23 protein-coding genes are annotated in these 26,485 nt (G+C 64.3%); 9 read left to right on the top strand and 14 right to left on the bottom strand.

Going from position 1 to position 26,485, the window contains the following annotated elements; all coding sequences use genetic code 11:
* Nucleotides 1-12: 12 nt before the first annotated feature.
* The 7 genes from aceK to PO883_RS18260 all read left to right on the top strand — a co-directional run bounded on the left by aceK (nucleotide 13) and on the right by PO883_RS18260 (nucleotide 7,819).
* The gene (gene aceK, locus PO883_RS18290; protein WP_289311043.1) at nucleotides 13-1,839 is read left to right on the top strand and encodes a bifunctional isocitrate dehydrogenase kinase/phosphatase; all 1,827 of its coding nucleotides are present in this window, start codon (nucleotides 13-15) and stop codon (nucleotides 1,837-1,839) included.
* A complete protein-coding gene (locus tag PO883_RS18285; protein ID WP_289311042.1) occupies nucleotides 1,832-3,031 on the top strand; it encodes an acetyl-CoA C-acyltransferase in 1,200 nt (399 codons plus the stop codon). The genes aceK and PO883_RS18285 overlap by 8 nt, the downstream gene beginning before the upstream one ends.
* 106 nt (nucleotides 3,032-3,137) lie before the next feature.
* Nucleotides 3,138-3,806, top strand: a complete 669-nt coding sequence (locus PO883_RS18280) for an SDR family oxidoreductase (RefSeq protein ID WP_289311041.1) — start codon at nucleotides 3,138-3,140, stop codon at nucleotides 3,804-3,806.
* A gap of 19 nt (nucleotides 3,807-3,825) precedes the next feature.
* On the top strand, nucleotides 3,826-4,953 hold the full coding sequence (locus PO883_RS18275; RefSeq protein WP_289311040.1) for an acyl-CoA dehydrogenase family protein: 1,128 nt from the start codon (nucleotides 3,826-3,828) through the stop codon (nucleotides 4,951-4,953).
* 3 nt (nucleotides 4,954-4,956) lie between these two features.
* Nucleotides 4,957-5,511 (top strand): GNAT family N-acetyltransferase, encoded by a 555-nt coding sequence (locus PO883_RS18270; protein ID WP_289311039.1) that lies wholly within the window; start codon nucleotides 4,957-4,959, stop codon nucleotides 5,509-5,511.
* 80 nt (nucleotides 5,512-5,591) lie between these two features.
* Nucleotides 5,592-6,575: an MORN repeat-containing protein gene (locus PO883_RS18265; RefSeq protein ID WP_289311038.1), complete on the top strand. Its 984-nt coding sequence runs from the start codon at nucleotides 5,592-5,594 to the stop codon at nucleotides 6,573-6,575.
* Nucleotides 6,576-6,772: 197 nt separating this feature from the next.
* Complete coding sequence (locus tag PO883_RS18260) at nucleotides 6,773-7,819, top strand: NAD(P)-dependent alcohol dehydrogenase (protein WP_289311037.1); 1,047 nt, start codon at nucleotides 6,773-6,775, stop codon at nucleotides 7,817-7,819.
* A 50-nt stretch (nucleotides 7,820-7,869) separates the two neighbouring features.
* On the opposite strand, the gene PO883_RS18255 is transcribed toward PO883_RS18260, so the two are convergent.
* The gene (locus PO883_RS18255; RefSeq protein ID WP_289311036.1) at nucleotides 7,870-8,679 is read right to left on the bottom strand and encodes a CPBP family intramembrane glutamic endopeptidase; all 810 of its coding nucleotides are present in this window, start codon (nucleotides 8,677-8,679) and stop codon (nucleotides 7,870-7,872) included.
* 499 nt (nucleotides 8,680-9,178) lie between these two features.
* Here PO883_RS18255 and PO883_RS18250 point away from each other — a divergent pair, with 499 nt between their 5' ends.
* The gene (locus tag PO883_RS18250; RefSeq protein ID WP_289311035.1) at nucleotides 9,179-9,700 is read left to right on the top strand and encodes an alpha-ketoglutarate-dependent dioxygenase AlkB; all 522 of its coding nucleotides are present in this window, start codon (nucleotides 9,179-9,181) and stop codon (nucleotides 9,698-9,700) included.
* Nucleotides 9,701-9,704: 4 nt separating this feature from the next.
* On the opposite strand, the gene PO883_RS18245 is transcribed toward PO883_RS18250, so the two are convergent.
* The 11 genes from PO883_RS18245 to PO883_RS18195 all read right to left on the bottom strand — a co-directional run bounded on the left by PO883_RS18245 (nucleotide 9,705) and on the right by PO883_RS18195 (nucleotide 21,130).
* On the bottom strand, nucleotides 9,705-10,259 hold the full coding sequence (locus PO883_RS18245; protein WP_289311034.1) for a type II secretion system protein: 555 nt from the start codon (nucleotides 10,257-10,259) through the stop codon (nucleotides 9,705-9,707).
* Entirely contained in the window at nucleotides 10,246-10,629 is a 384-nt protein-coding gene (locus PO883_RS18240) for a type IV pilin protein (protein WP_373890081.1), read from the bottom strand. Before PO883_RS18240 ends, PO883_RS18245 begins: the two co-directional genes overlap by 14 nt.
* A 5-nt stretch (nucleotides 10,630-10,634) precedes the next feature.
* Nucleotides 10,635-11,105: a type II secretion system protein gene (locus tag PO883_RS18235; RefSeq protein WP_289311032.1), complete on the bottom strand. Its 471-nt coding sequence runs from the start codon at nucleotides 11,103-11,105 to the stop codon at nucleotides 10,635-10,637.
* Nucleotides 11,102-13,087 (bottom strand): secretin and TonB N-terminal domain-containing protein, encoded by a 1,986-nt coding sequence (locus PO883_RS18230; RefSeq protein WP_289311031.1) that lies wholly within the window; start codon nucleotides 13,085-13,087, stop codon nucleotides 11,102-11,104. Before PO883_RS18230 ends, PO883_RS18235 begins: the two co-directional genes overlap by 4 nt.
* Entirely contained in the window at nucleotides 13,084-13,617 is a 534-nt protein-coding gene (locus PO883_RS18225) for a hypothetical protein (RefSeq protein ID WP_289311030.1), read from the bottom strand. The genes PO883_RS18230 and PO883_RS18225 overlap by 4 nt, the downstream gene beginning before the upstream one ends.
* Nucleotides 13,614-14,228 carry a type 4a pilus biogenesis protein PilO gene (pilO, locus tag PO883_RS18220; protein WP_289311029.1) on the bottom strand — a complete coding sequence of 205 codons (615 nt, stop codon included), beginning with the start codon at nucleotides 14,226-14,228 and terminating at the stop codon, nucleotides 13,614-13,616. Before pilO ends, PO883_RS18225 begins: the two co-directional genes overlap by 4 nt.
* A complete protein-coding gene (locus tag PO883_RS18215) occupies nucleotides 14,216-14,767 on the bottom strand; it encodes a hypothetical protein (protein WP_289311028.1) in 552 nt (183 codons plus the stop codon). Before PO883_RS18215 ends, pilO begins: the two co-directional genes overlap by 13 nt.
* A 1-nt stretch (nucleotide 14,768) precedes the next feature.
* Entirely contained in the window at nucleotides 14,769-15,575 is an 807-nt protein-coding gene (locus PO883_RS18210) for a hypothetical protein (protein WP_289311027.1), read from the bottom strand.
* Nucleotides 15,562-17,259, bottom strand: a complete 1,698-nt coding sequence (locus PO883_RS18205; protein ID WP_289311026.1) for a GspE/PulE family protein — start codon at nucleotides 17,257-17,259, stop codon at nucleotides 15,562-15,564. The genes PO883_RS18210 and PO883_RS18205 overlap by 14 nt, the downstream gene beginning before the upstream one ends.
* Nucleotides 17,256-18,446: a type II secretion system F family protein gene (locus tag PO883_RS18200; RefSeq protein WP_289311025.1), complete on the bottom strand. Its 1,191-nt coding sequence runs from the start codon at nucleotides 18,444-18,446 to the stop codon at nucleotides 17,256-17,258. The genes PO883_RS18205 and PO883_RS18200 overlap by 4 nt, the downstream gene beginning before the upstream one ends.
* A 155-nt stretch (nucleotides 18,447-18,601) precedes the next feature.
* Complete coding sequence (locus tag PO883_RS18195) at nucleotides 18,602-21,130, bottom strand: M4 family metallopeptidase (protein ID WP_289311024.1); 2,529 nt, start codon at nucleotides 21,128-21,130, stop codon at nucleotides 18,602-18,604.
* Nucleotides 21,131-21,877: 747 nt separating this feature from the next.
* Here PO883_RS18195 and PO883_RS18190 point away from each other — a divergent pair.
* Nucleotides 21,878-22,537 carry a hypothetical protein gene (locus tag PO883_RS18190; RefSeq protein ID WP_167085991.1) on the top strand — a complete coding sequence of 220 codons (660 nt, stop codon included), beginning with the start codon at nucleotides 21,878-21,880 and terminating at the stop codon, nucleotides 22,535-22,537.
* Nucleotides 22,538-22,543: 6 nt separating this feature from the next.
* On the opposite strand, the gene PO883_RS18185 is transcribed toward PO883_RS18190, so the two are convergent.
* Nucleotides 22,544-23,596 carry an LD-carboxypeptidase gene (locus PO883_RS18185; protein WP_289311023.1) on the bottom strand — a complete coding sequence of 351 codons (1,053 nt, stop codon included), beginning with the start codon at nucleotides 23,594-23,596 and terminating at the stop codon, nucleotides 22,544-22,546.
* A gap of 48 nt (nucleotides 23,597-23,644) precedes the next feature.
* The gene (locus PO883_RS18180; protein ID WP_289311022.1) at nucleotides 23,645-26,473 is read right to left on the bottom strand and encodes a TonB-dependent receptor domain-containing protein; all 2,829 of its coding nucleotides are present in this window, start codon (nucleotides 26,471-26,473) and stop codon (nucleotides 23,645-23,647) included.
* Between the last annotated feature and the right edge of the window lie 12 nt (nucleotides 26,474-26,485).

The raw sequence follows: 26,485 nt of genomic DNA, 5'->3' as shown, positions 1-26,485 counted from the left end.
TCGAGAAGCCAGATGACACAAGTTGCGTTCCCCAAGCTGCTGTCTTCGCAGATTGCTTTCGACATCGCCCGCACCATCCTCGACGGTTTCGACAAGCACTACCGCCTGTTCCGCCAGACCAGCCAGGTCGCCAAGCGCCATTTCGAAACCGGTTCCTGGGCCGTGGCCCAGCAGGCGGCGCGCGAGCGCATCGGTTTCTACGACCAGCGCGTACAGGAATGCGTGCAAGCGCTCGAAGATGAATACGACAACGGCGAACTGACCGACGAAGTCTGGCGCGAACTCAAGCTGCACTACATTGGCATGCTGTCCGGCCACAAGCAGCCCGAGCTGGCGGAAACCTTCTTCAACTCGGTCTGCTGCAACATTCTGCACCGCACCTATTTCCACAACGACTTCATCTTCGTGCGCCCGGTGGTGTCCACCGAATACATCGAAACCGACGAACTGCTGCCGACCTACCGCGTGTACTACCCGGCCAAGGATGGCTTGCGCTTTGCGCTCAAGCGCATCGTCACGAATTTCCAGCTCAACTGCAAGTTCGCCAACCTCGACCGCGACATCGCCCTGGTCGAAGGCCGCCTCAAGCAGATCTTCGGCAGCGAAGCGCTGGAACCGAACCACCAGATCCAGGTGCTGTCGAGCCTGTTTTTCCGCAACAAGGGCGCCTACATCGTCGGCAAGGGCATCAACGGCAACCGCGAATACCCGTTCATCGTGCCGATCCTGCACAACCGCCATGGCGAACTGATCCTCGACACGGTGCTGTTCGACCACGAACAGATCACCATCCTGTTTTCGTTCACGCGCGCCTACTTCCTGGTGGACATGGAAGTGCCGTCGGCCTACGTGCAGTTCCTGCGCAGCCTGCTGCCACGCAAGCCGAGGAGCGAGATCTACACCATCCTCGGCCTGCAAAAGCAGGGCAAGACGCTGTTCTACCGCGACTACCTGCAACACCTGAAACACACCGCCGACCGCTTCGAGATCGCGCCCGGCATCAAGGGCCTGGTGATGCTGGTGTTCGCGCTGCCCTCGTTCCCCTACGTATTCAAGGTCATCAAGGATTTCTTCCCGGCGCCCAAGGAAACCACGCGCGCCCAGATCAAGGAAAAATACCTGCTGGTCAAGAACCACGACCGCGTGGGCCGCATGGCCGATACCCTGGAATATTCAAACGTGGCGTTCCCGCTGGAACGCTTCTCGGAAGAACTGATCGCCGAGCTGATGCATCACGCACCGTCGCTGGTCGAGTACGAAGGCGACCGCATCATCATCCGCCACCTGTATATCGAACGGCGCATGGTGCCGCTCAATATTTTCCTGAACAAGGCGGAAGTGGCCGGCAACGATGCGCTGATCGAACACGGCGTGCTCGAATACGGCAATGCCATCAAGGAACTGGTGGCGGCGAATATCTTCCCCGGCGACATGCTGTACAAAAACTTCGGCGTCACCCGCCACGGCCGGGTGGTGTTCTACGATTACGACGAAATCGAATACATCACCGACTGCAATTTCCGCAATATTCCGGAACCGCGCAATGAAGAAGATGAAATGTCGGCCGAACCGTGGTATTCGATCGGCAAGCACGACGTTTTCCCCGAGCAGTTCGGCGCATTTTTGCTGGGCAACGCGAAAATTCGCCTGTATTTCATGAAGCACCACGCGGATTTGCTGACCAGGGATTTCTGGCAGTCGCGCAAGCAGCGCATCATGGACGGCCACATCGAAGACGTGTTCCCGTATCCGCAGCAGATCCGGTTCTGCAACCAGTCGTCCGCCGATAACCCGGCGGTTTATACCCCATCTTATTTGGAGAACTTACACAATGAATGATCCAGTCGTTATCGTCGGCGCCGCCCGCACACCCATGGGCGCGTTCCAGGGCGATTTTTCTTCCAAGTCCGCCAGCGACCTGGGCGCCGTGGCAATCGCCGCGGCGGTCGAGCGTTCCGGCGTCGATGCCAAGCTGGTCGAACACGTCTACTTCGGCAACTGCCTGATGGCAGGCCAGGGCCAGGCTCCGGCGCGCCAGGCGGCCATCAAAGGCGGCTTGCCGTTATCAAGCGGCGCGGTGACCCTGTCCAAGATGTGCGGCTCGGCCATGCAGGCGGCCATTTTCGCGCATGACAGCCTGCTCGCGGGCAGCGCCGACATCGTCGTCGCCGGCGGCATGGAATCGATGACCAACGCGCCTTACCTGATTCCGAAAGCGCGCGGCGGCTACCGCATCGGCCACGGCATGATGTTCGACCACATGATGTACGACGGCCTGGAAGACGCCTACTCGCGCAACGAGAAGACCGGCGAAGGCCGTTCCATGGGCACCTTCGCCGAAGAATGCGTGGCCAAGTATGCGTTCACCCGCGAAGCGCAGGATGCGTTTGCGATCGCCTCGGTCAAGCGCGCGCAGGAAGCCAACAACGAAGGCTACTTCAAGTGGGAAATCGCGCCCGTCACCGTCACCACCCGCGCCGGCGATTCCGTGATCGACAAGGATGAAGGCCCGGCCAAGGCCAAGCTGGATAAAATCCCGGCCTTGAAGCCCGCCTTCAAAAAGGATGGCACGATTACCGCCGCCTCGTCGTCGTCGATCAACGACGGCGCCGCCGCACTGGTGCTGATGCGCGAATCGAAAGCGCGTGAACTGGGCCTGACCCCGATCGCCCGCATCGTCGGCCATTCCACGTTTGCGCAGGAACCGAACCTGTTCACCACGGCCCCCATCGGCGCGCTGCAAAAGCTGTTCGCCAAGACCGGCTGGAAGCCATCCGAAGTGGACCTGTACGAGATCAACGAAGCCTTCGCAGCGGTGCCGATGGCGGCAATGCACGAACTCGACATCCCGCACGACAAGGTCAACATCCACGGCGGCGCCTGTGCGCTGGGCCACCCGATCGGCGCATCCGGCGCGCGCATCATCGTCACCCTGCTGGGCGCCCTGAAGAAAACCGGCGGCAAGCGCGGCGTGGCCTCGCTGTGCATCGGCGGCGGCGAAGCGACCGCGATGGCGTTCGAGATGATGTAATCAATAACCGCTAGCCTTAGCTCCGTCGTTCCTGGCACTGCCAGGAACGACGGAGCTGAGGTTAACGGCAGGCTCGCATTTACCCGAATCCCAACCCAGAAACTCAATGCCCACTGCACTCATCATCGGCGCCTCGCGCGGCATCGGCCGCGAACTGGTGCGCCAGTACCTGGCCGACGGCTGGCGCGTGATCGCCACCGCCCGCAAAAGCGAAGATTGCACGGCCCTTGGCGCCATGGGCGTACATCCGTACCAGCTCGACGTCACCAGCGCCGACTCCATCGCCGCGCTGGGCTGGAACCTGGACGGCGAACTGCTCGACGCCGCGTTCCTCAACGCCGGCGTGTACGGTCCGCGCCACGATGGTTTTCCCACCCAGGCCGACTTCGACGCGGTCATGCACACCAACGTGCTGGCGGCGCTGCGCCTGCTGCCCGTGATCGCGCCGATGGTGGCCGAGGCACGCGGCAAGCTGGCCGTGATCTCCTCGCGCATGGCATCGATGGACGCGCGCAGCAGCGCGTCCGGCACCCTGTACCGCGCCAGCAAGGCGGCCCTGAACTCGGTGCTGGTCGACACCAGCATCCGCTTCGGCCCCAAGGGCGCAACCTGCGTGGCGTTTCACCCCGGCTGGGTCCAGACCGAGATGGGCGGCGCCGACGCTGACATCACGGTCGAACAAAGCGCGGCCGGCCTGCGCGCCACCCTGGCCAGCCTGAATGCGGCGGCCAATGGCGCCTTCCTCAATTACGACGGCACACCAATTTCCTGGTAAGCCCAACTTAGCGAAACCTATGATACTGACCGAAGAACACCAGATGATCCGCGACGCCCTGCGCACCTTTTCGCAGGAGCGCCTTGCGCCCAACGCCGCGCGCTGGGACAAGGAGCACTATTTTCCCAAGGACGAACTGAAGGAACTGGCCGCACTGGGCGCCTTCGGCGTGGCGGTGCCCGAAGAACTGGGCGGCGCCGGCCTCGATTACGTCTCGCTGGCGCTGGTGCTCGAAGAAATCGCGGCCGGCGACGGCGGCACCTCGACCATCATTTCGGTCAACAACTGCCCGGTGTGCAGCATCGCCATGATGTATGCGAACGACGCCCAAAAAGAGCAGTGGCTGCGCCCCCTCGCGCAAGGCAAGATGCTGGGCGCGTTCGCGCTGACCGAACCGCATACCGGCAGCGATGCTTCGGCGCTGCGCACCACCGCCACGCGCGACGGCGACCACTACGTTTTGAACGGCACCAAGCAGTTCATCACCAGCGGCAAATACGCCGACGTGGCGATCGTCATGGCGGTCACCGACAAGGCGGCCGGCAAGAAGGGCATCAGCGCATTCTGGGTGCCGACGGCGACGCCGGGCTACATCGTGGCCGGCCTGGAACAGAAGATGGGCCAGCACTCGTCGGACACCGCGCAGATCCTGTTCGAGAACTGCCGCATCCCGGCCGCCAACCTGATTGGCGAAGAAGGCCAGGGCTACAAGATCGCCCTGTCGGGCCTTGAGGGCGGGCGCATCGGCATCGCGTCGCAGGCGGTCGGCATGGCGCGCGCCGCGTTCGAGGCGGCGCTGGTGTATGCGCGCGACCGCGAAAGCTTCGGCAAACCGATTTTCGAGCACCAGTCGGTGCAGTTCAAGCTGTCCGAGATGGCCACCCAGATCGAGGCCGCGCGCCAGCTGATCCGCCACGCAGCGTCGATGAAGGATGCCGGCCTGCCGTGCCTGAAGGAAGCCGCGATGGCCAAGCTGTTCGCCTCCGAAATGGCGGAACGGGTTTGCTCGGATGCGATCCAGGTGCACGGCGGCTACGGCTACGTGAGCGACTTCCCGGTCGAACGCATCTACCGCGACGTGCGCGTCTGCCAGATCTACGAAGGCACCAGCGACATCCAGAAAATCCTGATCGCGCGGGCGCTGTAAGGCATGGCGGGCGGTACGATCATCCGGGCGGCGGCCAGCGAGGACCTGGACGCCTTTTTCGCCTACCTGAACGATCACCTGCGCGACAACGGCAGCGGCGCCACGGCGCTGTTCATGCCGATGGCGCGCACCGCCTCGCGCTTTGGTCCCGAGCGCGAAAGCGCCTTTCGCAGCGCCACCGCGACCGCCCTCGGGCAGCCCGGCTGGCGGCGCCTGTGGCTGGCGCTCGATGCGCAGGGCGGCATCGCCGGCCACATCGACCTGCGTGCACGGCCTGAAGGCGCCTCCACGCACCGCGCGCTGCTCGGCATGGGTGTGCACCGCGACGCCCGCAAGCAGGGCCTGGGGGCCCGTCTGATCGACGTGGCTGCCGCCTGGGCCGGCGGCGAGGCGGGGCTCGACTGGATCGACCTGGAAGTGTTGTCGGTGAACCTGCCGGCACGCCAGTTGTACGCGCGCTGCGGTTTCGTGCAGACCGGCGAAATCGCCGACATGTTCCGCATCGACGGCGAGGCCCTGGCCTACACTTTTATGTCACGCAAGGTGCGCGCGCTCTGATACGCTTGGTGGTTCACACCCACTGCTTGCCATGAAAGCGCCACATGCCGGTTTCACCCCGTGCGTCCACGCGCGTCCTGATGCTTCCCCTGCTCCTGTCCCTGCTGCTGCCCTTGACGGTGCGCAGCGAGGAAGCGTGCAAACTGGCCCTGCCCGATGCGGCGGCGGGCGACGACATGCGCTGGCAGGGGCCGTGCAAGGACGGCTATGCGCATGGCGTGGGCGTGATCGAAAAACGCACCAGCGACGTCAACACCTGGCGCTACGAAGGCATGCTCGAAGCCGGCCGGCCGCATGGCAAAGGGTACCTGAGGTACTACCCGGGCCATGAATACGGGGGCGAATTCCGCGACGGCCTGCGCGACGGCACCGGCACCTCGGTCAACCAGGTCGGCGACCGCTACAAGGGCCAATGGAAAGCCGGCAAGCGCGAAGGCAAGGGCGCGATCGTGTACACCCTGGGCGGAAGCTATGACGGCGAATGGAAGAACGACCGGCCGAACGGCAATGGCGTGGCGCTGTACTCGAGCGGGCGCCGGGTCGGCGCGGTGGTGGCCAGCCAGCCGGTCGACGGCGAACCGGGCAAGGTGAGCGCAGCGGCCAAGACGCCGCCCGAGCCGTCCAGGGAACACGATCTCAAGTCGGAAGGGCCACGCCTGGGCACGCACATCCCGCACAAGGTGGTCACAGGAGGCAAGGTACCGTTCAAGGCCTCATACGAACAGCTGAGCGAGCAGGAACGGGCCGTCGTGCGCGGCTGGTATCCCTTGCTCGATCCGGCGGACGAACCGCCGTACCCGCTGCTCGGCAACGGCAACGTGCTTGGCGCGATCCAGAAGATCAATGCGCGCGACCCGGCCTTCGGCCTGTTGACCATGGTGGTCATGGTGGACAGCGAAGGCAATGCCCAATCGGCGGATGTGTATCTGTCACCCAACCCATACACGACAAAACTGGCGGCCTTCGTTGCCATGAAGGAAAAGTATAAACCCGCGCGCTGCTCGGGCAAGCCCTGTGCCATGCCATTCCCTTATGCTATCAAGTTCACGAGCACCTTGCTGTGACCGATCCGGGCCTGCTGAACTGCCGGTACAGGCAAGCTGCCACGGATGCTGGGTACGGCAGCGTACGGACGCACTCGAACCACACCTTTATAGTCTTCCCAGCGCTTATTCTCCCGCGCTGCGGTTTGATGTCTCGTTCCATTCCCGGGACGACACCATCCAAGTAACAATTGCTTGAAGGGCCACCTGTGCGCACCATGAAAGCAGCAGTTTTTATCCGCCCCGGTCAGATAGCGCTTGAAGACAAGCCGATTCCGACTGCGGGACCGGGCGAAGCGGTGATCAGGATCACCACCACCACGATTTGCGGCACCGATGTCCACATCCTGAAGGGGGAGTTTCCGGTGGAACCCGGACGCACCATCGGCCACGAGCCGGTCGGCGTGATTGCCGAATTGGGTGCCGGGGTAACCGGATACGCGCTGGGTCAACGCGTCGTTGTGGGCGCGATCACGCCGTGTGGGCAATGTCATCCCTGTCTCGATGGCCATCAGGCCCAGTGCGGCGGCAAGGCCGCTGGCGGATGGCGATTCGGCAACACGATCGATGGTTGCCAGGCCGAGTATCTGCTGGTACCCCATGCCATGTCCAATCTGGAACCCATTCCGGATGGGCTGACGGATGAGCAAGTACTGATGTGCCCCGACATCATGAGTACCGGTTTTGGCGGCGCCGAGAGCGGCGACATCAAGATCGGCGACACCGTGGTGATTTTTGCCCAGGGCCCTATCGGCCTGTGTGCGACGGCCGGTGCGAAGCTCCGGGGCGCCAGCCTGATCATCGCGGTCGATGGGGTGGCGGCGCGGCTTGAGACGGCCAGAAAACTCGGCGCCGACGTCGCCATCGATTACACCAAAACCGATCCGCTGACCGAGATCATGCGCCTGACCGGGGGACGCGGCGTGGATGTGGCCATTGAAGCGCTCGGAACGCAGCAAACGTTCGAGAGTTGCCTGCGTGCGCTCAAGCCGGGCGGCACGCTCTCCAGCCTCGGTGTCTACTCCGGAAAGCTGAGCTTGCCGCTCGATGCCTTTGCGGCTGGATTGGGCGACCACAGGATCATCACCACCCTATGCCCGGGCGGCAAGGAGCGCATGCGCCGCTTGATGAACGTGGTCGCTTCGGGCCGGGTCGATTTGCAGCCAATGGTCACGCACCGCTTCAAGCTCGACCAGATCGAGCTCGCCTACGACCTGTTCATGCATCAGCGCGATGGCGTCCTGAAGGTGGCGATTACGCCGTAATTCCCGCGACAGTACGTCACGAGCCCATACAATTCCCCGATCAAGCACCGTCACCGGGAAATGGAAGCAGGCGTGACGTGGCGTGCCCTTCTCGAAAAAAACGCCACGCACAGGGCCGCAATAATAATGACCGCGTAACTGATCGAACCGTCCGCCACTTCATAGCCATGACGCCCGCCAGGAAAGGCGGAGCGCGCCGTGGTGCCAACCGCGTGCGCGAGTATGACTGCGAACAAGGAACAACCGGCATGATTGTAGAGCCACACAGTAATGACCCGGAATGCAATCGTTCCCAGCAGTCCCCAGACGATAAGTTGCGGCGATTGTCCCATCTTCATCATGGACGGCAGATGCCACAGCGCCCATGGCACACCAATCAGCAGTGCCGTAGCGAGTGGCGAAAAGCGTTTTTGCAATGCATCCGTGGCGTAGGCCGAGTAAGCAATTTCCTCCATGGCCGCACCTGTCGAAAACATGACAAACGCGATCAGCAGGGAAGCGGACAGGTCAAGATGCGTCGATACCGGAACGCCGGCGATGCGCAGCGCTGCGTAGGTAATGACATAAAGAGCGGGCATGAGGAACAGGCTCAGGAGCAGCGCTCCCCTCTTTTGTATGCGGCGGTGGTCGAACAGGCGCTGAACGAACACCCGCACGCCCTGCCAGCCGTTCTCAACGTAAATCAATATGCACGCGGCAATAGCAGGGCTCAGCGTCGCGCCTATATCGGTCAAGGGAATGTTATCCGGCAGCGGACTCTCATCCAGAAAGCTGCCGAGTATCCACATCGGGGCACTGATGGCGATGACGAGAAAAAAGAACGCCACCGGATACGTTTTTCTCGGTTCTGATGCATTCATGAGGGTGGAAACGCTCGGGTTGAGGCACTTGCTTTTTGGCCCGCAATGCATCGTCCTGCCAAGGCGTGCAGGTTCCGGTTGACAGTGAGCGAGTACAATTGCTTGTCAGGTGATCCGCCGACAGTAACACACTCGCGCCCGGAAACGCGGCACGCCAGCCGGGCAAGATCGGCGCTCCGCGCCACCATTCGTCGGGTATATCACTCGCATAGGTAGGCGTCGATAAAGGAGCCTGACATGCCCTCGCTGCCTCGCTTGAACCCCTTACCCCCTTCCCGCATTGCTGCTTGCGACGGCCATGCAAGTCGACGAACCGTGCCCACTTGCCTTGCGCGGCATCGAAACAGGCGCCGACCTGCGCAGGCGCGGTCCTGCAAATCGCGACGCTCACCTCACACGGAAATGCATGAACCCGCGCGCTGCTCGGGCAAGCCCTGTGCCGTGCCATTTCCTTATGCTATCAAGTTCACGACCACCTTACTGTGACCGACCCGAACCGATGCCTGTCCCGCCAATCCGCCTCAGCCCCGCTTTTATCGCCGACCCCGCTGCGCTCTTTGCCGCGCTGATGAGCACCGTCACCTGGGACGAGCGCATGAAAGCGCGCAAGACCGCCAGTTTCGGCGCCAGCTATGACTATGCGCAGATCGCGTACGCTGAGGTGCCCATGCCGGCGCTGCTCGACGCGCTATGCGCACGTCTTGAAGGGGAACTCGGCTTCCGGCCGAACAACTGCCTGCTGAACTACTACCCCGATGGCAGGTCGTCGATGGGTTTTCATTCCGATGAAACCGATGGCCTCGCCGACGGCACCGGCGTGGCCATCATCTCGCTCGGCAGCGTGCGCGCGATTGCCTACCGCAACAAGCTGGACGCGGCGCTGCGGGTCGACTATCCGCTGCCGAACGGCTCGCTGCTGTACATGTCGGGTCAGGTGCAGCAGGACTGGGTGCACGCGATTCCCAAAGACCCGCATGCCGGCGAACGCATCAGTCTGACATTTCGCGCGATCCGCCGCTAGGCATTCAGCGCGGCGTGCCCGGCTTGGGCAGGACACCGATCCGCAGCGGGCCGCCGTTCTTGCCGTCTTCCCCCTCCTGCGGCGCGATGAACATATCGTGCGGGTACGCGAACACCCAGTCCGCATAGCGGCCCTTGTTGCGAAAGCCGCTGTCGTGTTCGTCGAAATTGTCGACCTTCATGGGCGCGCGCTGCGACAGCGAATGCACGCCCACGATGCGGCCCTCAAGTCGGATCAGGCCCCATTCGGCCTTGCCGGTGACCGGGTCCGCGTACAGGCGCCGCAGGTGGCGTTTGGCGTTCGGGAAGCGCGGGTCCTTGATCAGGTCTTGCAGGGTCAGGGGATACATCTGCGGCCCGGCCGCCGCGCTGTCGTGATAGCGCGCAATCGCAGCGCGAAATTCGTGGCCGATGAACAGCAGCTCGCGCTCCTTGTCGCGCCGCACCGAGGTCGAATACAGCTCGCTGGCGATGCTGCTGCCGACCCCCATGAAGGCCACCAGCAGCAGGGTCCAGATGTACGCGAACCCGCCCGGGTACGCGCGCTTACAGCTGCTCATACGGCACGCCCTCGCGCGTCTTGCCACGCGCGCCGCTGCGGATGTCGGCCACGCCCGGCTTGTCCGGATCGAGGGAGGCCACCGGCTGCCACGTCACGCTCGATTCGGTGATCGGGTCGACCGGCACCGAACGAAAATACTTGTGCGTCACCAGCTCGCTCAGCGAAGCCGGATACACGCCCTTGTCGCCGTAAAATTTGTCGATCCCCAGACGCAGCACATGCAGGTTTTCCTTGAGCGCGACTTCCTTCGACTTGTCGACCGAACCGAAATAGCGCGGCACGGCAATCGTCAGCAAGGTCGCGATAATGGCCATCACCACCAGCAGTTCGACCAGGGTAAATCCCGCGTGTTTTCTTTTCATGTTCATCCTCCTCACCACTGCTTGTGCGGTACGCCGTTCAATCCCACTCCCGCCGAACGCGAGCTGACGTCGAACACGTCCCCGCCCTCGCTCGGATTATCCGGCGGCGACGCATACGAGCGCTTGGCCCAGGTATCGGCGGCGCGTCCCTCGTCCTGGGGCGCGAACGGATCGCGCGGCAGGCGTCGCATAAAATAGATGTTCTTCTTGGCGGGACTGAGCTGGTCTGGCACGCCCTCGACCAGCTCCTCCAGCTTTTTCGGATAGCCCGAGTCGCCCACCGCGATCTTGATGCGGCCAAGGTCGGCCGCCTTCTTGTACGCTTCGAGCCCCTCGCGGATTTCGATCAGCGCGCTGCGCAGGCTGCGCTCCTTTTCGCGCTGCACCGCCACCTGCGCCATCGGCACCGCCACCACCGCCAAGGTCCCCATGATCGCCAGCGTGATCATCAGCTCGATGAAGGTGAAGCCGCGCGCCTTCACTGGATCACCTTGCGCGGCGCATCGGCGCCCGGCGGCTTGCCGGTGCCGGGCGGGCTGTCGCCGGCGGGCGGCTGCGGCGCCGCTTCATCGCTGCCGGTCATGGGCGAAGGCGCCGCTGGCGGCTGCGTCGGCGCCTGCACTGGCGGGGGCGCCTCGGGAGCCTGGACTCCCTGCTGGGGGCCGGCGGCGGGCGATCCGCCGCCCGGCCCCGGCCCGCGCCCGCCCACATTCGATTCGGTACCCGAGTCGAACTGCGCGGTCGTCAGGTCCGGCCGGCGCAGGCTGCGCAAGATCCGCGGCGTGATCGACAACACGATCTCGCTGCGCGAGGTATCGTCCTTCTGGCTGCCGAACAGGCGCTTGAGCACCGGCAGGTCGCCAAACCCGGGCAGCTTGTCGGCGCTGCGCCGGTCCTCGTCGCTGATCAGGCCCGCCAGCACCTGGGTCTCGCCATCCTTCAGGCGCAGCACCGTGCCCGCCGTGCGCGCGCCGATCTGGTAAGCCTGCGTGCCCAATTTGCTGATGATCTCCTTGACCACCGTGCTCACCTCCAGGTTGATCTTGATCGCCACTTCATCGTCCAGGTTCACATTCGGCTCGACGTCGAGCTTCAGGCCCACGTCGAGATAGTTCACGCTCTCCGAACTGACGCCATTGTTGGTGGTGACGGTGATCACCGGCACGCGGTCGCCAATGTGGATCTTGGCCTTTTCCTTGTTGCGCACGCGAATGCGCGGATTGGCCAGGATATTGCCGTCGGTGTCGACCTGGTTGGCGTTGATGGTGGCGCTGCCGATGGCGACGTTGATGCTCCCACGATTGATGCCGCCAAGGCTGGCGACGGTCAGCGGCGACAGGGATTCGCCCCCGCCGGCCAGGCTCAGGGTCGCCTTGTCGGGCCAGCGGATGCCCAGCTCCATCAGGCGCGTGCGTTTCACTTCCAGCACCTCGACTTCGAGCATCACTTCCGGGTCGGCCATGTCCTGCATGGCGATGATGCGTTCGGCCATGCGGATCATCTCGGGCGTGTCGCGCATCATGATGATGCCGAGGCGGTCGTCGGTGACGATGTCCTTGGCCTTGAGCAGGGTCTTGATCGAGAACGAGACGGTCTTGGCGTCGGCATTGGCCAGGTAAAAACTGCGCACCACCAGCTGCTGGTAATCCTTCACCTTTTGCGCGGTGTTCGGATAGATCGTGATGGCGCGCTCGCCGGTCACGACCTGTTCGAGCTGATTGGCCGACAGCAGCATGCGGATCGCTTCTTCCAGGCTGGTATTGCGCACCGAGATGGTGGTGCGCAAGGCGGGATCGACATCGCGGTCGAACACGAAGTTCAGGCCCGAGACCTTGCCCAGGAAGTCGAACACCGAGCGCACCGGCGCGTCGCGAAATTCCAGCGTCACCGGTTTGCGGTAGGCGGCGGCCAGCTTGCCGCCGCCCGCGCCCTTTTTGGCCTGTTCGTCGGCGATGCGGCTTTTCAGCGCCAGCGCGTCGCGCTGGTTGGGACGCTCCTGCAGCACCACGCGCAGCGCGTCGAGCGCCTGCGCCAGGTCGGCCTCGCCGGCGCGCCGCCATGACGCCTCGGCGCCAGCCACCAGCTCCTTGTGGCGCTGCTCCAGCGCGATGGCCTGCATGCCCTGCTGCGCGACCACATTGGCGGGGTCGATCGCCAACACCTGGGCCGACAGTTTTTCGGCCTCGGCGAAATTGCCCTGCTGGCGCAGCCGTTCGGCGCGCGTGTTGAAGGCATTGATGATGCTGGCCTTGCGGCTTAACAGGCCAATCCGGTATTCGGCGTTGCCGGGTTCCTGGCGCACGGCTTGTTCCAGCTTGGCCAGGCCCTGTTCGATCTGTCCCTGTTCGAGCAGGGCCTTGCCTTCCTTGAAAGTCTGCGGGCCGGCGCAGGCGCTCAGCGCCAGCGCCAGTGCGAGCATGCGCAAGGGCGTTCCCGCCAGTTTCTTCGTCAGTGTGTGATTCAATTCATCTCCCCTACTGCGAGTGTTTGTTGCTTCCGGAGCGGCAGATACGTGAACGTCAGCGTGTCGTCGCCGGCGCTGTCGAAGGTGTAGCTGTCGTCGATCTTGTCGCCCACATAGGCCACCACGTTGCGCTCCTCGACCTGCAGGAAGTAAGCCTGCCTGCCATCGTCGAGAAAGCGCCCGAGCAGGCGGATCGGCAGTTGCGGCGCGCCGCCCGCATTGCCCGGCGCGCTTGCCTGCACCGGCTTGGTGACGGTGCTCTCGGCCGGCTTGAGCGGAACCGCGTCGGCCACCTGCGCCTGCCAGCTCTGGCGCGCAAACGCGTTGCCCAGTTCCTCGTCCTGCGCACGCGGACGGATTTCCAGCAGCGGCGCCTCCGGCTCGGCCAGCGGCGCCTGCACCACCACGGCCGGCGCCGGCACGATGGTACGGGCCTGGGCCGGCGCGATCATGTCGGTATCGTCATCGGGCGCGAAATAGCAGGCCAGCAGGGTCGCGCCCAGCGCCACCGCCATCGTCATCTTTTTCATCGGCGTCCTCCTTTTGCCACTGCCGTCCTGACCAGCAGGTTGAAATGCACGCGCGCCTCGACTTCGCCGGTGTCGATCTGCTCGCGCTTGAATGTCACGGAATCGAGCGTCAGGGCCGGCATGGCGTGCAGGGCGCCGACGATGAACGCCTGCACCTTGGCGTAGTCGGCCTTGATCGGCAGCGTGATCTGGTAGCGCATGAAGGCGGCGCCATCCTCGGCCTGCGCCTTGTAGTCGGCCTTGGCCAGCACCACGCCGTTCTTGGCGGCCACGTCGACCAGTTGCTTGAGCAGGTCGGGAATCGTGTCGTGCGCCGGCAGGTAGGCGTAGAAGGCCGCCACGCGGCGCGCGCCGTCCGGCAGCGCCACCCGCTGCTGCGCCGGTTTGGCGCTGCGCGCGGCGCTGATTTGCTGCGCCAGGTCGTGCCGGCGCGCCTGCAGGCGCTGCGACTGCCATGCGCACAGGGCGGCCAGCGCCAGCGCGCAGGCGCCGGCCAGCGCGCCCCAGCCCAGGCGTGCGCCGTGGCGCCGCGCTTCCCAGCTGATACGCGCGGCCAGCTGCGACGGTGCGCCCGCCTGCTGTCCGCTGCTGGCGATTTTCAGTCCTGCCATTGCGCCTCCAGTTGAAAACGGTAGGGCCGGTTGGGCGCCGCGCCGTTCAATTCATGCTTGACCAGGTACACGGAGGTGAACAGGGCCTGCTCGTTGAGGTAGGCGACGTAATTCATCATGTCGCCCGCGGTTTCGGCTTCGGCCGCGATTTTCAGGCCGCCGGCCGCGTTGCTGCCTTGCGCACCGGCTTCCGGCTTGCTGTTGAGGTCCATGCCGAGCAGCGCGACGTGGATGTCGGCCGGGGCCTGCACGGTCTTCACCAGGCGCGTGACCGGCAAATTTAGCTGGCGCACGGCGTCGCCGATGATGGCCAACTGGCGGTCCTGGGCGCGCTGCTCGGCTTCCGACAGGCGCGCGCGCGGCGCTTCGCGCGGCTGCACCAGCGCCAGCTGCGCTTCGAGCGCGCCGGCGTGGCGCGCCTGCACCACCCAGTCGACGCCGGCGGCGCCCAGCGCCAGCAGGCCGCCGGCCAGCAAGGCCAGGCGCCAGCCCCTGGGCGCTTGCGCGCCCCGCACGAAATTGAGTTGGGTCAGCGCCATCTCAGCACCTCATCATCGCCACGGCGGCGTAGCCGGGCGCTGGCGCGGGCGGCAGCTTGACCATGTCGAAGTGGTCGGGCAAGGCGTGGGCCGCCGGCCGTTCGTCGAGGCTGACCAGCGCCACCTGGGCGATTTCGCCCAGCTCGGGCGCGCGCAGGGTCCAGCGCTGCCAGGCTTGCGGCAGTTCGCTCTCCCATGGGCCACGCAGGGCTTGCGCCTGCACCGCGTGGATGCGGCCATTGGCGGCGGCGGCCAGCACCAGGCGGCCCGGTTCGACCAGCGCGAACGCCTGCGGGTGGCCGCAGGCGATGGCGCGCCAGGTGATCGACAGCACCGATTCGATCGCCATGCACGGATGGCCGCATTCGCGCGCCACGTCCTGCAGTCCTTGCAGGAACTCGCGCTCGATGGCGCAGGCCAGGCGCGGCTGGCCGTAGGGCGCGTCGTCGCACACGATCGACCAGGTGCGCGCGGCGTCGCCGTAGATGCCGATGAACTGGGCTTGCTGGAAGCGCTCGGCCGAACCCTGGTGCAGCAGCGCGTCGCTCCAGGGGATCATGCCCAGCTGGCACCAGCGCGTGGTCAGCGCCACCGAGACCGGCACGCCTTTCAGGGTCACGCCGGCGGTGCGCAGGTAGGCGCCGAAGGCCGCCAGCGCGCCATCCCATTTGCCGTCGCTGTGGTCGAGGGGAATCCGTACTTCGCTGTGGGCGACGATGCGCTTGCCGCTGCGGACCACGGCGGTGAGCAGGTCGGGCGCCAGGGACACGCACACGGTGCGGCTGGAGAAGAGTTCAGTAAGTGACACGGTTAAGCTCCATCAATGTGGTTTCTCCCTGGCGCACCAGGTCCAGCGCCGCTTCGCGCACCAGGCGAATGCCGGCGCGCGCGGCTTCTTCCTTCATGCGGCTGACCGGGGCGCGCGTGGTGATCATTTCGCGCATGGCGTCGTTGAGCATCAGCACTTCGGCCACCGCCTTGCGGCCCTTGTAGCCGGTGCCGCGGCAATGGCCGCAGCCGGCACCGGCCTTGAAGCGCCAGCCGGCCACCAGTGCGGATGTCAACCCGCTGTCGCGCAGTTGGTCCGGGTCGGGCGGCACTTCCACCGCGCAGTGTTCGCAATTGAGGCGCAGCAGGCGCTGCGCCACGATGCCGTTCAGGGCGGCGGCGAAGCTGTAGGCGTCCACGCCCATGTGCAAGAAGCGCCCGACCACGTCGAACACGTTATTCGCGTGCAGGGTGGTAAACACCAGGTGGCCGGTGAGCGCGGCCTGCACCGCGATCTGCGCGGTCTCGTCGTCGCGGATTTCGCCGATCATGATCTTGTCCGGGTCGTGCCGCAAAATCGAGCGCAGGCCGCGCGCGAAGGTCAATCCCTTCTTTTCGTTGACGGGAATTTGCAGCACGCGCGGCAGCCGGTATTCGACCGGGTCTTCGATGGTGACGATCTTGTCGCGCCCCGTGTTGATCTCGGTGATGGCGGCGTACAGGGTGGTGGTCTTGCCCGAGCCGGTGGGCCCGGTCACCAGCAGCATGCCGTGCGGCTTGGCGGCCAGGCGCCGGATCAGCACAATCGCGTCGGCGTTCAGGCCCAGGCTTTCCAGGCGCAGCGACTGGGCCGCCTCGGTCAGGGCGCGCCGGTCCAAGAGGCGCAGCACCGCATCTTCGCCGAAGATGTTCGGCATGATCGAGACGCGGAAATCGATCTCGGCGCCCTTGACGCGCACCTTGAAGCGGCCATCCTGCGGAATGCGGCGTTCGGCGATGTCCAGGTCGGCCATGACCTTGATGCGCGAGATGATCTGCTCGGCCATCTGCAAGCCCTGCACCTGGCCGGCCTGCACCAGCACCCCGTCGACCCGGTATTTGATAATCAGCTTGTCGCCGTCGCATTCGAGGTGGATGTCGCTGGCCTGGAACTTGAGCGCGTCGTAGATGGTGGAGTTGACCAGCTTGACCACCGGGCTGCTGTCTTCGCTGATGCGCACCAGCGAGATATCTTCGATACTCTGGTCCAGGCTCTCGACCTGGTCGGCGTCGCCGGCCATGCCGGCCATGGCTTGCTGCACGTTCTCCTGCTGTGCCAGGTAGGCGCTCAGTTCATCGGGGTGCGTCAGCGCCACGGAAAAGCCGCCGTGCAGGGCGGCGTCGGCCCACTGCAGGGTGTCGTCGGCGAAGGGGTCGCCCAGCACCAGCACGGGAACCCCGGCAGGGCCTTCCATCAGCACGCATTCGCGCTGGGCGCAGTCGGTGTAGGGCATCAGGCCAAAGGCCGGGGTACCGGCTTGCAGCGCGCTGATGGTCCATAGCGGATAGGAAAACAGCGCGGCCAACTGGGCGACAAACACTTCCGGCTCGACGCCGGTCATCTCTTCGAGCACGGCGAGCATCGGACGGCCCTGGGCCAGCGCGGCCAGGCGCGCCTGCTGCACCAGCGCGGCCGTGAGCGGCGCGCCCAGCGCCGGCTTGTGGGGAAAATCAGGGGCGTTCATGACAGGCTCCCGGCAAGTTCAAAGATGGGCATGTACATCAGCACCACCACGCCGCCGATGACCACGCCGATGAAGGTCATCAGCAAGGGTTCGAGCAGGCGCGAAGCCCAGTCGACCCAGCGCGCGAATTCTTCGTCGTGAAAACGGGCCGAGCGCTCCAGCATGTCGCCCAGGCGGCCGGTGTTTTCGCCCACCTTCAGCAAGGATTGCGCGACCGGCGTGGCCAGCTGGTTCTGTTCCAGCGCGCTGGAAAACGGCAAGCCTTCCTGCACCGCGCGGCGCGCCGCGTCGAGCTGCTGCTGCTGGCCGGGCAGCAGCATGGCCGAGACCATCGCCAACCCCTTGGACAGGGGAATGCCGGCATGCAGCAGCAGGCTCAGCGCGCGGTAAAAGCGCGCCAGCCGGAATTCGGCCGCGCGCGCGGACAGTACCGGCAGGCGCAGCAGCGCGAGAATCAGGCGCTGGCGGATGGCAGCATGGCTGACGGCGAACACCAGTCCACCCACCACGCCGCCCAGCGCGCCGAGAAACAGGAAGGGATGGGCCGACATCAGCTGGCCGAAGCCGAGCATCATTTTCGAGGCCCAGGGAATGTCGCGCCCCGAAGTTTCGTACACCACGCTGAACTTGGGCACCACGTAGCCGAGCAGGAACAGGGTGACCAGGCTGCCGACCACCAGCAGCATCACCGGATAGATGGCGGCCGAGACCAGCTTCTTGCGGATCGCCTCGAATTGCAGCTGGTAGGCGACAAAACGGCCGAGGGCTTCGGGCAGGTTGCCGGAGCGCTCGGCCGCATGGACGGTGGCGACGTAGATTTCGGGGAAGATGGCGGGAAAATCGTTCAAGGTATCCGACAAGCTCTTGCCCTGTTGTAGGGTTTGCAAGATGGCGCCGATGGTGGCGCGCGTGCCGGGCTGGGTTTCCTTGTTGTGCAAGGTGGCGATGGCTTCGGTGAGGTTGAGCCCCGCTTCCAGCAGGGCCAGGAGTTCCTGGCTGAACTGCATCAGGGGAAAAGCGTGCTTGCGGCGCGCTTCGGCCGGCGCCTGCGGGCGCTCGATCGCGAGGACGCGCCAGCCCTTGCGCGCGGCAATGCGGATGGCATCGGCTTCGCTGGGGGCATCGATGGCGATATGCTGGCGGCTGCCTGCGGCGGCAGCGGCCTGGACCTGGAGTTGAAACTGCATGGTTGACCCTTTGTACTGATTGACTCCTTGCTTCGCATTCGGCCTGGTTATCCAGGTGACATCAGGGCCTCCTTAAAAGAAAAATAGCCCCGGCCGAAGCCGGAGCTGAAAAAAGAGGACGGACAGCCAGCCATCCTCTTGTGGGGTCACCCGGTTTATTGGGTAAGCAGGCTGACTTTGTCGACCACGAACGAGGTTTGCAGCGACGAGTCTTCACGCATGGCGAAGGACAGGGTCACGGTCTGGCCCTTGTACGGCAGCAAGTTGAAGGTACGGATCTGGTAACCGGCAGCCTTGCTCAGGTTGGTGTAAGTTGCCAGGGTGCCGAGCACGGTGCCGGCCGAATTCTTGACCGTGACAACCAGCTTGTCGTAGGCCACGTTTTCGGTTTCCGCGGTATCGATATGCAGCGCGAAGCTCAGCGAGGCCGCAGTGGCCGCTGCCGGAATCGCGACCGACTGGGTCAGCGTTTCGGTCCTGGTGGTGCCATTGCCGCCCAGCCATGCGAAGCGTGTGCCTTCGTAGGCGCTCTGGCCACTGTAGGAACCGATGACGCCGGTAGTGCCGGCCCAGCCGTTGGTGCCCGACTCGAAGCCGCCATTGACGATGCGCTCGGTGGTGCCGCCGCCACCGCCGCTCACCGTCAGGGTGGCGTTGGAGCTGGTGGCGCTGGTCGGGCTGGTGGCCGAATCAGTCACCTTGACGCTGAACACGGCGCCGCTGTCGGCGGTTTGCGCGGTCAGGCTATAGGTGGCCGAGGTGGCGCCGGCGATGTTGGCGCCGTTACGCAGCCACTGGTATTTGTACGGCGCGGTGCCGCCGGTGGCGGTGACCGAGAAGGTCGCGGTCGAGCCAGCGGCGACGGTGACGTTCGACGGCTGCGAGCTGATCGTGACGCCGCCGCCCGGGATCGTCGTTTCGTCGATGTCGGCACCGACGTTGATCGCCGCGTAGGCACGGGTCACGGCAATGACTTCCTTGCTGTTCGCGCCATACAGTTCCGCGGCCGAGGCGATCACCTTGCTGCGCGCATCGGCGTAGTTGGTGGAGGCGGTGAACTTGGTGGTGTTGGCCTTGAACCAGATGCGGAAGGCCTTGTCGCTGCCGATACCGGTCATCGCGGCCGGGCTCTTGACCAGGTACTGGCTGTAGTAGTTGGACGAGGAGCTGGCGTTCGAGCCTTGCGACAGGAAGTAGAACATGCGGTTGTTCGGGCCGCTGCTGTAGTGGACGTCGATGTTACCGATCGAGCTGCTCCAGGCGTTCGGGCTCGAACCGTCCAGGCTAGGCTTGTACAGATAGCGCAGCGGGTTGCCCGATTTGGCGATTTCCTTGCCGGTCGCCCAGTCGTTGCCGCTGTTTGGGATAACCGTGCCGGTGCCGCCCGCGCGGGCATAGGCTTCGACCATTTCACCGGTGATGTCCGAGTTCGACTCGTTCAGGCCGCCCGATTCGCCGCTGTAGGTCAGGTCGGAGGTGGCGTTGGTCACGCCGTGGCCCATTTCGTGGCCGATCACGTCGATCGCGCCCAGGCTGTAGAAGCCGCTGCCGCCGTCGCCGATGAACATGCACTTGCAACCGTCGCTGTAGTAAGCGTTGTCATAGTTGGTGTTGACGTGGGCGGCGATGTAGGTCGAGGTATTGTTGCCGTCCAGGGATTGCCACCCGAGCACGTTCTTGAGCGCGTCGTAGGTGTTCATCAAGCCCCACATGGCGTTCACGGCCGCGGTCTGGCCGTTGGCATTGGTGGTGCTGCCGCCGTTGTACTGCAGGCCATCGCCCCAGTCGTTGGTGGTGTTGGTGTAGACCAAGCCGGCGCTGGTGCTGTGGTTGGCATTGGTGATCGCCATCATGCCGTAGGTGCCGCCGGTGCCGCGCGATGGATCCTTGAGCGAATAGGTGGTGCCCGACAGGCTGGTGTTCAGGGGAACGGTGCCGTTGTACTGGCTCTTGCCGGTGCCGGCCACGGTTTGCAGGGCGCGCCATTGCTTGATCACGCTGCCGTCGGCGGCGTTGATGACGGTGTCGTAGAACACTGGCTTGGTGCCTTCCAGCATGCGCGTCTTGACCAGGTAGGCCAGCGCGTAGTCGGTCACTTCATCGACCAGGTCGGTGGCGTTGAGCTGGGCTTCGGACTTGTTCAGGGCGCCAGGCACGCGCTTGGTGGCGACGATCGGGTAGATGATCAGTTCGGCGCTCGGCGGGGTCTGGTGCACGCCGTTGGGCGACACTTTCTTGACCACCAGGTCGATCGCGGCGGCGTTCTGGATCTGCGGCACCACGATGAAATTGGCGGTGCGCGCGCGCAGGGCGGCATTGCCGCTACCCTGGCCCAGGCCCGAACGGCGGTCGGAGACCGACTCGCTGACGATCTCGCCGGCATCGTTGGTCACCACCACCGATTCCGACTGGAACACACGCACGCCTTTATAGGTATGGGCGGCGCGGCTGATGCGGGTACCGATCACGCCAGGGTGCTGCACGGTAATGGAGAAACCGTGGTCGGCATCGAGGCCGTGGGCGGCGCGGGTGGCAGCCAGTTTGGCGATCAGGGCCTGGCTTTGTTGCGGGGACTGCAGGGCGGTCGGCCCGGCCATGATCGGTGCGCTGGCGAGCGCCTGGCCGACCATCATCAAAGGAAGTGCAGCAATCGACGCAGCGAGCAATGTTTTACGAAAGTTCATTATTTCTCCATTGGTAGTTCAGTGAGTGAATGAGATAACTGCTGGCCACGTGTGCTGTGGCGGCCACCCGAGCGCGCCGATAAACTGGTCCGGTGAACGCGAGAGAATCCACACTATTCCTGTTTCTTAAGCCAAGTCAAAAAAATGGGTGATTTGGTCGTATGCACACCAAATGTTCAGTTTTGGACATTCTTTTCCAGAAACTGAACGGTACTCTGTGCAATTGCCTAAAGAATGTTTTGTTGACGCATATCAATGTGAGGCATTTTTCCTACATAGAAGTGAATTAGAAGGCGTACTCTAAGACGTGCAGAAATGTAACAATTCGCACTGTTAACAAGCTCAATTCGATTGCGTTTTAACGGGGATGCGGTCTACACTCGTTCTCAGTTGCCGGGAAAAACTCTCAGGTGACATGGATTAAAGCGCACGGGGCACACTCCGGATAAAGCGCAATCAGTTAACGGGAAAATCATGACGTCACACTTCACCTTCGCATGGGCATGTTTGTCTCCTCCCCCGGTGCTGTTGCCCAAGCCCGATCCCCAGGGACCTCAGTCGACCTGAACAATTTACCGATGGCGCACATGCAGCAGGAAATAGCAGTCAGGCAGTAGTGCCAGTAGGAAAGTCCAAGAGAACCCATTCACGGTAACAAAGCGACAAACATGCACCGCAGGCAGGGCTGGGTCCCGAGTATGCCGCGGCTGAATGGGCGGCGGCTACCCATGTGAGGACCGGAGAGAGATGCTTTCGATCGCGACCAAAGTAGAGCAAATAGTGTCGGAATCGGCGTTCCTGACGGAAGGGATATCGCTCGGACTGATCAATCTGTCGGAGCTGGCGCGCCAGTTGCGGCCCCAGCTCGAATCGGACTTGTGGAAGCCGGTGGGGCAGGCGGCGGTGGTGATGGCGCTGCGCCGCTTGTCGGAGCGCTTGCCGCAGGCGGCGCCCTCGCCGCCGATCGTGCTTTCGCCGCGCACCAGCGAGCTGACCACGCGCACCGATCTGACCCTGGTGACCTACCGGCTGTCGGACCACAGCAATGAATGCCAGCGCGAACTGCTGCACCTGGCCGAGCGCCATCCGGGCAGTTTCGTCTCGGTTACGCGCGGGGTGCATGAAATGCTGGTGGTATGCAGCCGGCCCCTGATCCACATGGTGGAATCGGCCTTTGCCAGCGAGCGCCATATTGCTCGGGTGGAAAATCTGACCGCCCTGACCCTGCGCCTCAATCCCGACTCCCTGAAAACCCCCGGCATTTATCATGGCGTGCTGAAAAAACTCGCGTGGAACAAGATCAACGTGGTCACCATGATGTGCACCTTTTCCGAGCTGACCGTGCTGCTGGAGCAGCCGCAGACCGGGCCGGCGTTTTCGGTGCTGTCGCAGATCGTCTCGCACTGAGCCCGCTCAGGAGACCGCGCTTTCCAGCAGGGTCAGCGTCTGGCGCGCCGTATCGAGCCGGGCCATCACGCCCAGCGGCAGGGTGAACTGGTGGCGGATGTGGCCGAACGAATAGCCGCTCACCGCCGGCACCACCAAGGGTTTCAAGTGCAGGTCCAGCGTCTCGTCGAGCGTGAGCGACGGTTCTTCATCTTCCGGCACGCAATGGTCGCAGATGCCGATCATCACCGCCGCCGCATTGCCCAGCCCAACGGCCAGGTCGAGCTGGGTCAGCCAGCGGTCGATCCGGTAGGGCGCTTCATTCACTTCTTCCAGGAACAGAATTGCTTTGCGGAAATCCGCCGCGTAGGGCGTGCCCGCCAGCGCGCTGACCAGGCTCAGGTTGCCGCCGATGAGGGGGCCGGTGGCTTGCCCGCTGGTCACCGTGCGCAGGGCGAAATGCGGTTCCAGCAGCGCGCGCCGACTGTTTTCCAGCGCCATCGGGATGGTGTAGCTTTCCTGCGGGTGCATCAGGACCGCCAGCATGTGCTCGGTGGAATAATCCGACACGCCCGACGAGGCCACCGGCCCGTGGAAAGTCACCAGCCGCGCCTGCTTCAAGATGGCCAACTGTAGCGCGCTGATGTCGGAATAGCCCAGCAGGATGGTGGGATTGGCGCGGATCAGCGCGTAATCGAGGTGTGCCAGCAGCGAAATGCTGCCCGAGCCGCCGCGGATGCACCAGATCGCCCTGACCTCGGGGTCGGCAAACATGCTGTGCAAGTCGTTGACGCGCTGCTGTACCGCGCCGGCGTAGCCGCCGTGCACGGCGCGCAGGTTGGCCCCCAGCCGCACCCGGAAGCCCAGCGCTTCGATCCGGGCCACGGCGTAGGCAATGCCCTCGTCGTTGATGCGTCCGCCCGGCGCAACCAGGCCGATGACGTCGCCGGCGCGCAGGCGCGGTGGTTTGATCAGGCTTCGCGGCATCGGGCGTGGCGCATGGTGGGCTCCGGCTGGCAGCATGACGGCCGCCGCCAGCGTGGCAAAGGCCCGCCGGCTGATCTTGTCGCTACTGGACATGGCTGCTTTCGAGAAGACGGCCCGGTGCCGGGCCGCCCGCCTGGTGAATCAAAGGAACTTGTAATTGGCCATCAGGGTCAGCGAACGCCCGCGCGGATCGGCCACCCGCGGTTCCCATGAACTGCCGGCCCCGGTGTTGCCGTCGTAGGTGATCGCAAATGGCGGGTCCTTGTCGAACAGGTTCTTGATCCCGGCCGTGAAGCTCAGGTTTTTCACGCCAGTGTAGCTCAGGCTGGCATGAAAGATGGAATACGCGTCGACCTTGGCGTTGTAGTTGGACGGCACGATGCGCCCGCTGGCCACGCCCGGCAGCACCTGGTCGGTATAGCCGCTGCGATACACGTTCTGGAACATGGCGCTCCAGTCGCCTTTGGCGAAGGTGACGTAGGCGGTGTGCTTCCACTTCAGGCCCAGGTCGCCGGTGAAGCTGAATACGCCGACTTCATCCTTGCTATACGGCGCGTTTTCCAGGGGCTTGCTCTTTTTCTTGAGCAAATAGGACCCATCGATGCCGGCCGCCCAGTTGCCGGCCCACAGCTTGCCATTGGTGCGGGCGCCGATTTCGATGCCGCGCGTAATCGCCGCGCCCGTGTTGAGCCAGCGCCGGTCGATCACGGCCAGGTTGCCGTCGCCATCGCGCCGGAATTGCTCCTTGAATAGATTGTAGTTGGCCAGCATCACCGGCAGATCGACTTCCTTGATGGTCTCGAAGCGCCGCACTTCCCAGATATCCATATTTGCCGAGAAATGCGGGGATGGCTCGAACACCATCCCGAGCGTGCCCTGTTTCGACGTTTCCGGTCCCAGGTCGGACTTGCCGCCGGTAAAGACGATCGGCGTGATCGATTCGCAGCCGGGCTTGGTGGTGTCGACCTTGCCGCTGGCGCACTTGCCCGGATCGGCCAGGTCCTTGCCGGCGTACGTCGATTCGGTGATGCCGTTGAACAACTGGTTGAACGCGGGCGCGCGGAAACCTTCGTTGTACGATCCTCGGAACAGCCATTGCGTGGTCGGCTGGTAACGGAACGAGACCTTGGGGTTGAGCGTGTTGCCGAAGCCCGAATAATGATCCTGGCGCGCCGCCACCGTCAGGTCCAGCTCCTTGGTGACCGGTATGAGCACCTCGGCGTAGATGGCGCGGATGTCGCGGCTCACTTGCGGCAGGACATTGACGTCGTCGAAAGGGGCGTTGAGGATGGCGCGCCGCTCGGAGAGATTGCGCAGGTCGCCATTGAATTTGTATTCTTCCTTGCGGATATCGGTGCCCAGCGCAGCCATGATGGGGCCGGCCGGCAGCGTGTAGAGCTCCCCGGAGAGCGAGGCATCGAAAGCCGTCAGGGTGGTCTTGCCGCCGTACAGCACGACACCGGCGGCCGAGGCGCCACGGATCAGGTCGAGCGCCTGCTGCGACTGCTTCTCGCCCGCTTTCAGGAAGGGATTGATCAGCCCGCTACCAAGTGCGGCCGCCAGCGGGGCCGTGTAGCTGTAACCATTGCCCAGCGTCGATTCCGATTCGCTGGTAGCGCGCGCCAGGCCGACCTTGTAGTCGACTTTGCCGATCTGGCCGTCGGCGCCCAGTTGCAGGCGGCCGGCTTTGCTTTCGGTGGCGATTTCGCGGTCGCCGCAATCCATGCAGCGCCAGCGGTAGGCGATCGGCAAGCCACGGTTGGCCTCGATCGATGGAAATTCGGCCACCAGGGCATTGAACACCTCGTTATACGCCGCGCCGGTGCTCGGATAGAAGGAGCTGGCCGGGAAGGTGGCCGCGCCCGGCGAGACCTGGTTGGGCGAGAAGCGCTTGGCGACCTCGGTCTTGGCGCCCACCAGCTCGGCGAACAATTCGTGCCCGCCACGGCGCATGGTGGCGCGCGTGACGAAGTTGCTGTTCTTCACGGGCTGCTGGAGCACGGCCGCGCGTCCGGTATCCCAGGCGCAGCCGAGGCCGCCCGACGGCGTATCCCACAGCTTGTCGTCGTAGGCGCCCATGCCATTGACCGAATTGCAGCCTGCGCCGCCCGGCAAGTCCAGCAGGCTGACGCCGGAATAGGCTTGCGTGGTACCGCGCTGCACTGGTCCGGTGTTGCTGGAGCGGCTGAAGATGGTGTTGCCCAGGCTGGTTGCAAAGACGTTGGCGAACGGCGCGCCGCGCGTATCGACCGCCACGCCACGCTCGGGCTGGAAGGTGTTGACGAAATCGCGCTGGTCGCCGCGCAGGGCCTTGTTTTCGCCCGTGGAGAGGGCGAACAGCAGGTTGAAACCCTGTTCCTGCAAGTCGCCGAAGCCGCCCGTGACCTGGTAACGGGCGATGTTGCCGCCGCCCGCTTCGGTGACGTCGGTAAACGCTTGCGCTTCCAGGCCCTTGTAGTTTTTCTTGAGGATAAAGTTGATCACGCCGCCGATGGCATCGGTGCCATAGATGGCCGAGGCGCCATCTTTCAGCACTTCAACCCGCTCGACCGCCGCGAAGGGAATCGAATTAAGGTCGACCGCCGAGCCTTTCATGCCATGGGTGGCCACGCGCCGTCCGTTGAGCAGCACCAGGGTGCTGTCGGCGCCCTGGCCGCGCAGGTTGGCCGAGGAGGCGCCATTGTTGCCGCGCTGCGAGCCGGAGGTGACGTCGGCGTTGCTGGCAAGATTGTCGGAACCGTTGCCGTTGATGTTCAGGGTGGCGATCAGTTGCTCGGCGTTGACGATGCCCTGGGCTTCGATCTGCTTGCGCGAAATCACTTCGACCGGGAGCGCACCTTCCCTGGCGATGCGCTTGATGCTGCTGCCGGTGATTTCCACGCGCGCCATCGGCGGCTCGGCCACCTGCGCCAAGGCCGGGCCGGCCACGCACATCAGGGCAATCAGTTGCGCCAGCTTGCTTAACTCCACGGTTTCTCCTTG

This window comes from Massilia sp. DJPM01 (genome assembly GCF_030348125.1).
GTDB lineage: Bacteria > Pseudomonadota > Gammaproteobacteria > Burkholderiales > Burkholderiaceae_D > Telluria_A > Telluria_A frigida.
This window is presented reverse-complemented; position numbering and strand designations above follow the sequence as displayed.

What these genes read in the sequence shown, in the direction of transcription:
- PO883_RS18245 (WP_289311034.1), bottom strand. Translation starts at nt 10,259, where the DNA reads ATGAGCAGCTGTAAGCGCGCGTACCCGGGCGGGTTCGCGTACATCTGG.
- PO883_RS18275 (WP_289311040.1), top strand. Translation starts at nt 3,826, where the DNA reads ATGATACTGACCGAAGAACACCAGATGATCCGCGACGCCCTGCGCACC.
- PO883_RS18250 (WP_289311035.1), top strand. Translation starts at nt 9,179, where the DNA reads ATGCCTGTCCCGCCAATCCGCCTCAGCCCCGCTTTTATCGCCGACCCC.
- PO883_RS18215 (WP_289311028.1), bottom strand. Translation starts at nt 14,767, where the DNA reads ATGGCGCTGACCCAACTCAATTTCGTGCGGGGCGCGCAAGCGCCCAGG.
- PO883_RS18200 (WP_289311025.1), bottom strand. Translation starts at nt 18,446, where the DNA reads ATGCAGTTTCAACTCCAGGTCCAGGCCGCTGCCGCCGCAGGCAGCCGC.
- PO883_RS18285 (WP_289311042.1), top strand. Translation starts at nt 1,832, where the DNA reads ATGAATGATCCAGTCGTTATCGTCGGCGCCGCCCGCACACCCATGGGC.
- PO883_RS18185 (WP_289311023.1), bottom strand. Translation starts at nt 23,596, where the DNA reads ATGTCCAGTAGCGACAAGATCAGCCGGCGGGCCTTTGCCACGCTGGCG.
- PO883_RS18280 (WP_289311041.1), top strand. Translation starts at nt 3,138, where the DNA reads ATGCCCACTGCACTCATCATCGGCGCCTCGCGCGGCATCGGCCGCGAA.
- PO883_RS18255 (WP_289311036.1), bottom strand. Translation starts at nt 8,679, where the DNA reads ATGAATGCATCAGAACCGAGAAAAACGTATCCGGTGGCGTTCTTTTTT.
- PO883_RS18240 (WP_373890081.1), bottom strand. Translation starts at nt 10,629, where the DNA reads ATGAACATGAAAAGAAAACACGCGGGATTTACCCTGGTCGAACTGCTG.
- aceK (WP_289311043.1), top strand. Translation starts at nt 13, where the DNA reads ATGACACAAGTTGCGTTCCCCAAGCTGCTGTCTTCGCAGATTGCTTTC.
- PO883_RS18265 (WP_289311038.1), top strand. Translation starts at nt 5,592, where the DNA reads ATGCTTCCCCTGCTCCTGTCCCTGCTGCTGCCCTTGACGGTGCGCAGC.
- PO883_RS18260 (WP_289311037.1), top strand. Translation starts at nt 6,773, where the DNA reads ATGAAAGCAGCAGTTTTTATCCGCCCCGGTCAGATAGCGCTTGAAGAC.
- PO883_RS18195 (WP_289311024.1), bottom strand. Translation starts at nt 21,130, where the DNA reads ATGAACTTTCGTAAAACATTGCTCGCTGCGTCGATTGCTGCACTTCCT.
- PO883_RS18190 (WP_167085991.1), top strand. Translation starts at nt 21,878, where the DNA reads ATGCTTTCGATCGCGACCAAAGTAGAGCAAATAGTGTCGGAATCGGCG.
- PO883_RS18270 (WP_289311039.1), top strand. Translation starts at nt 4,957, where the DNA reads ATGGCGGGCGGTACGATCATCCGGGCGGCGGCCAGCGAGGACCTGGAC.
- pilO (WP_289311029.1), bottom strand. Translation starts at nt 14,228, where the DNA reads ATGGCAGGACTGAAAATCGCCAGCAGCGGACAGCAGGCGGGCGCACCG.
- PO883_RS18205 (WP_289311026.1), bottom strand. Translation starts at nt 17,259, where the DNA reads ATGAACGCCCCTGATTTTCCCCACAAGCCGGCGCTGGGCGCGCCGCTC.
- PO883_RS18225 (WP_289311030.1), bottom strand. Translation starts at nt 13,617, where the DNA reads ATGAAAAAGATGACGATGGCGGTGGCGCTGGGCGCGACCCTGCTGGCC.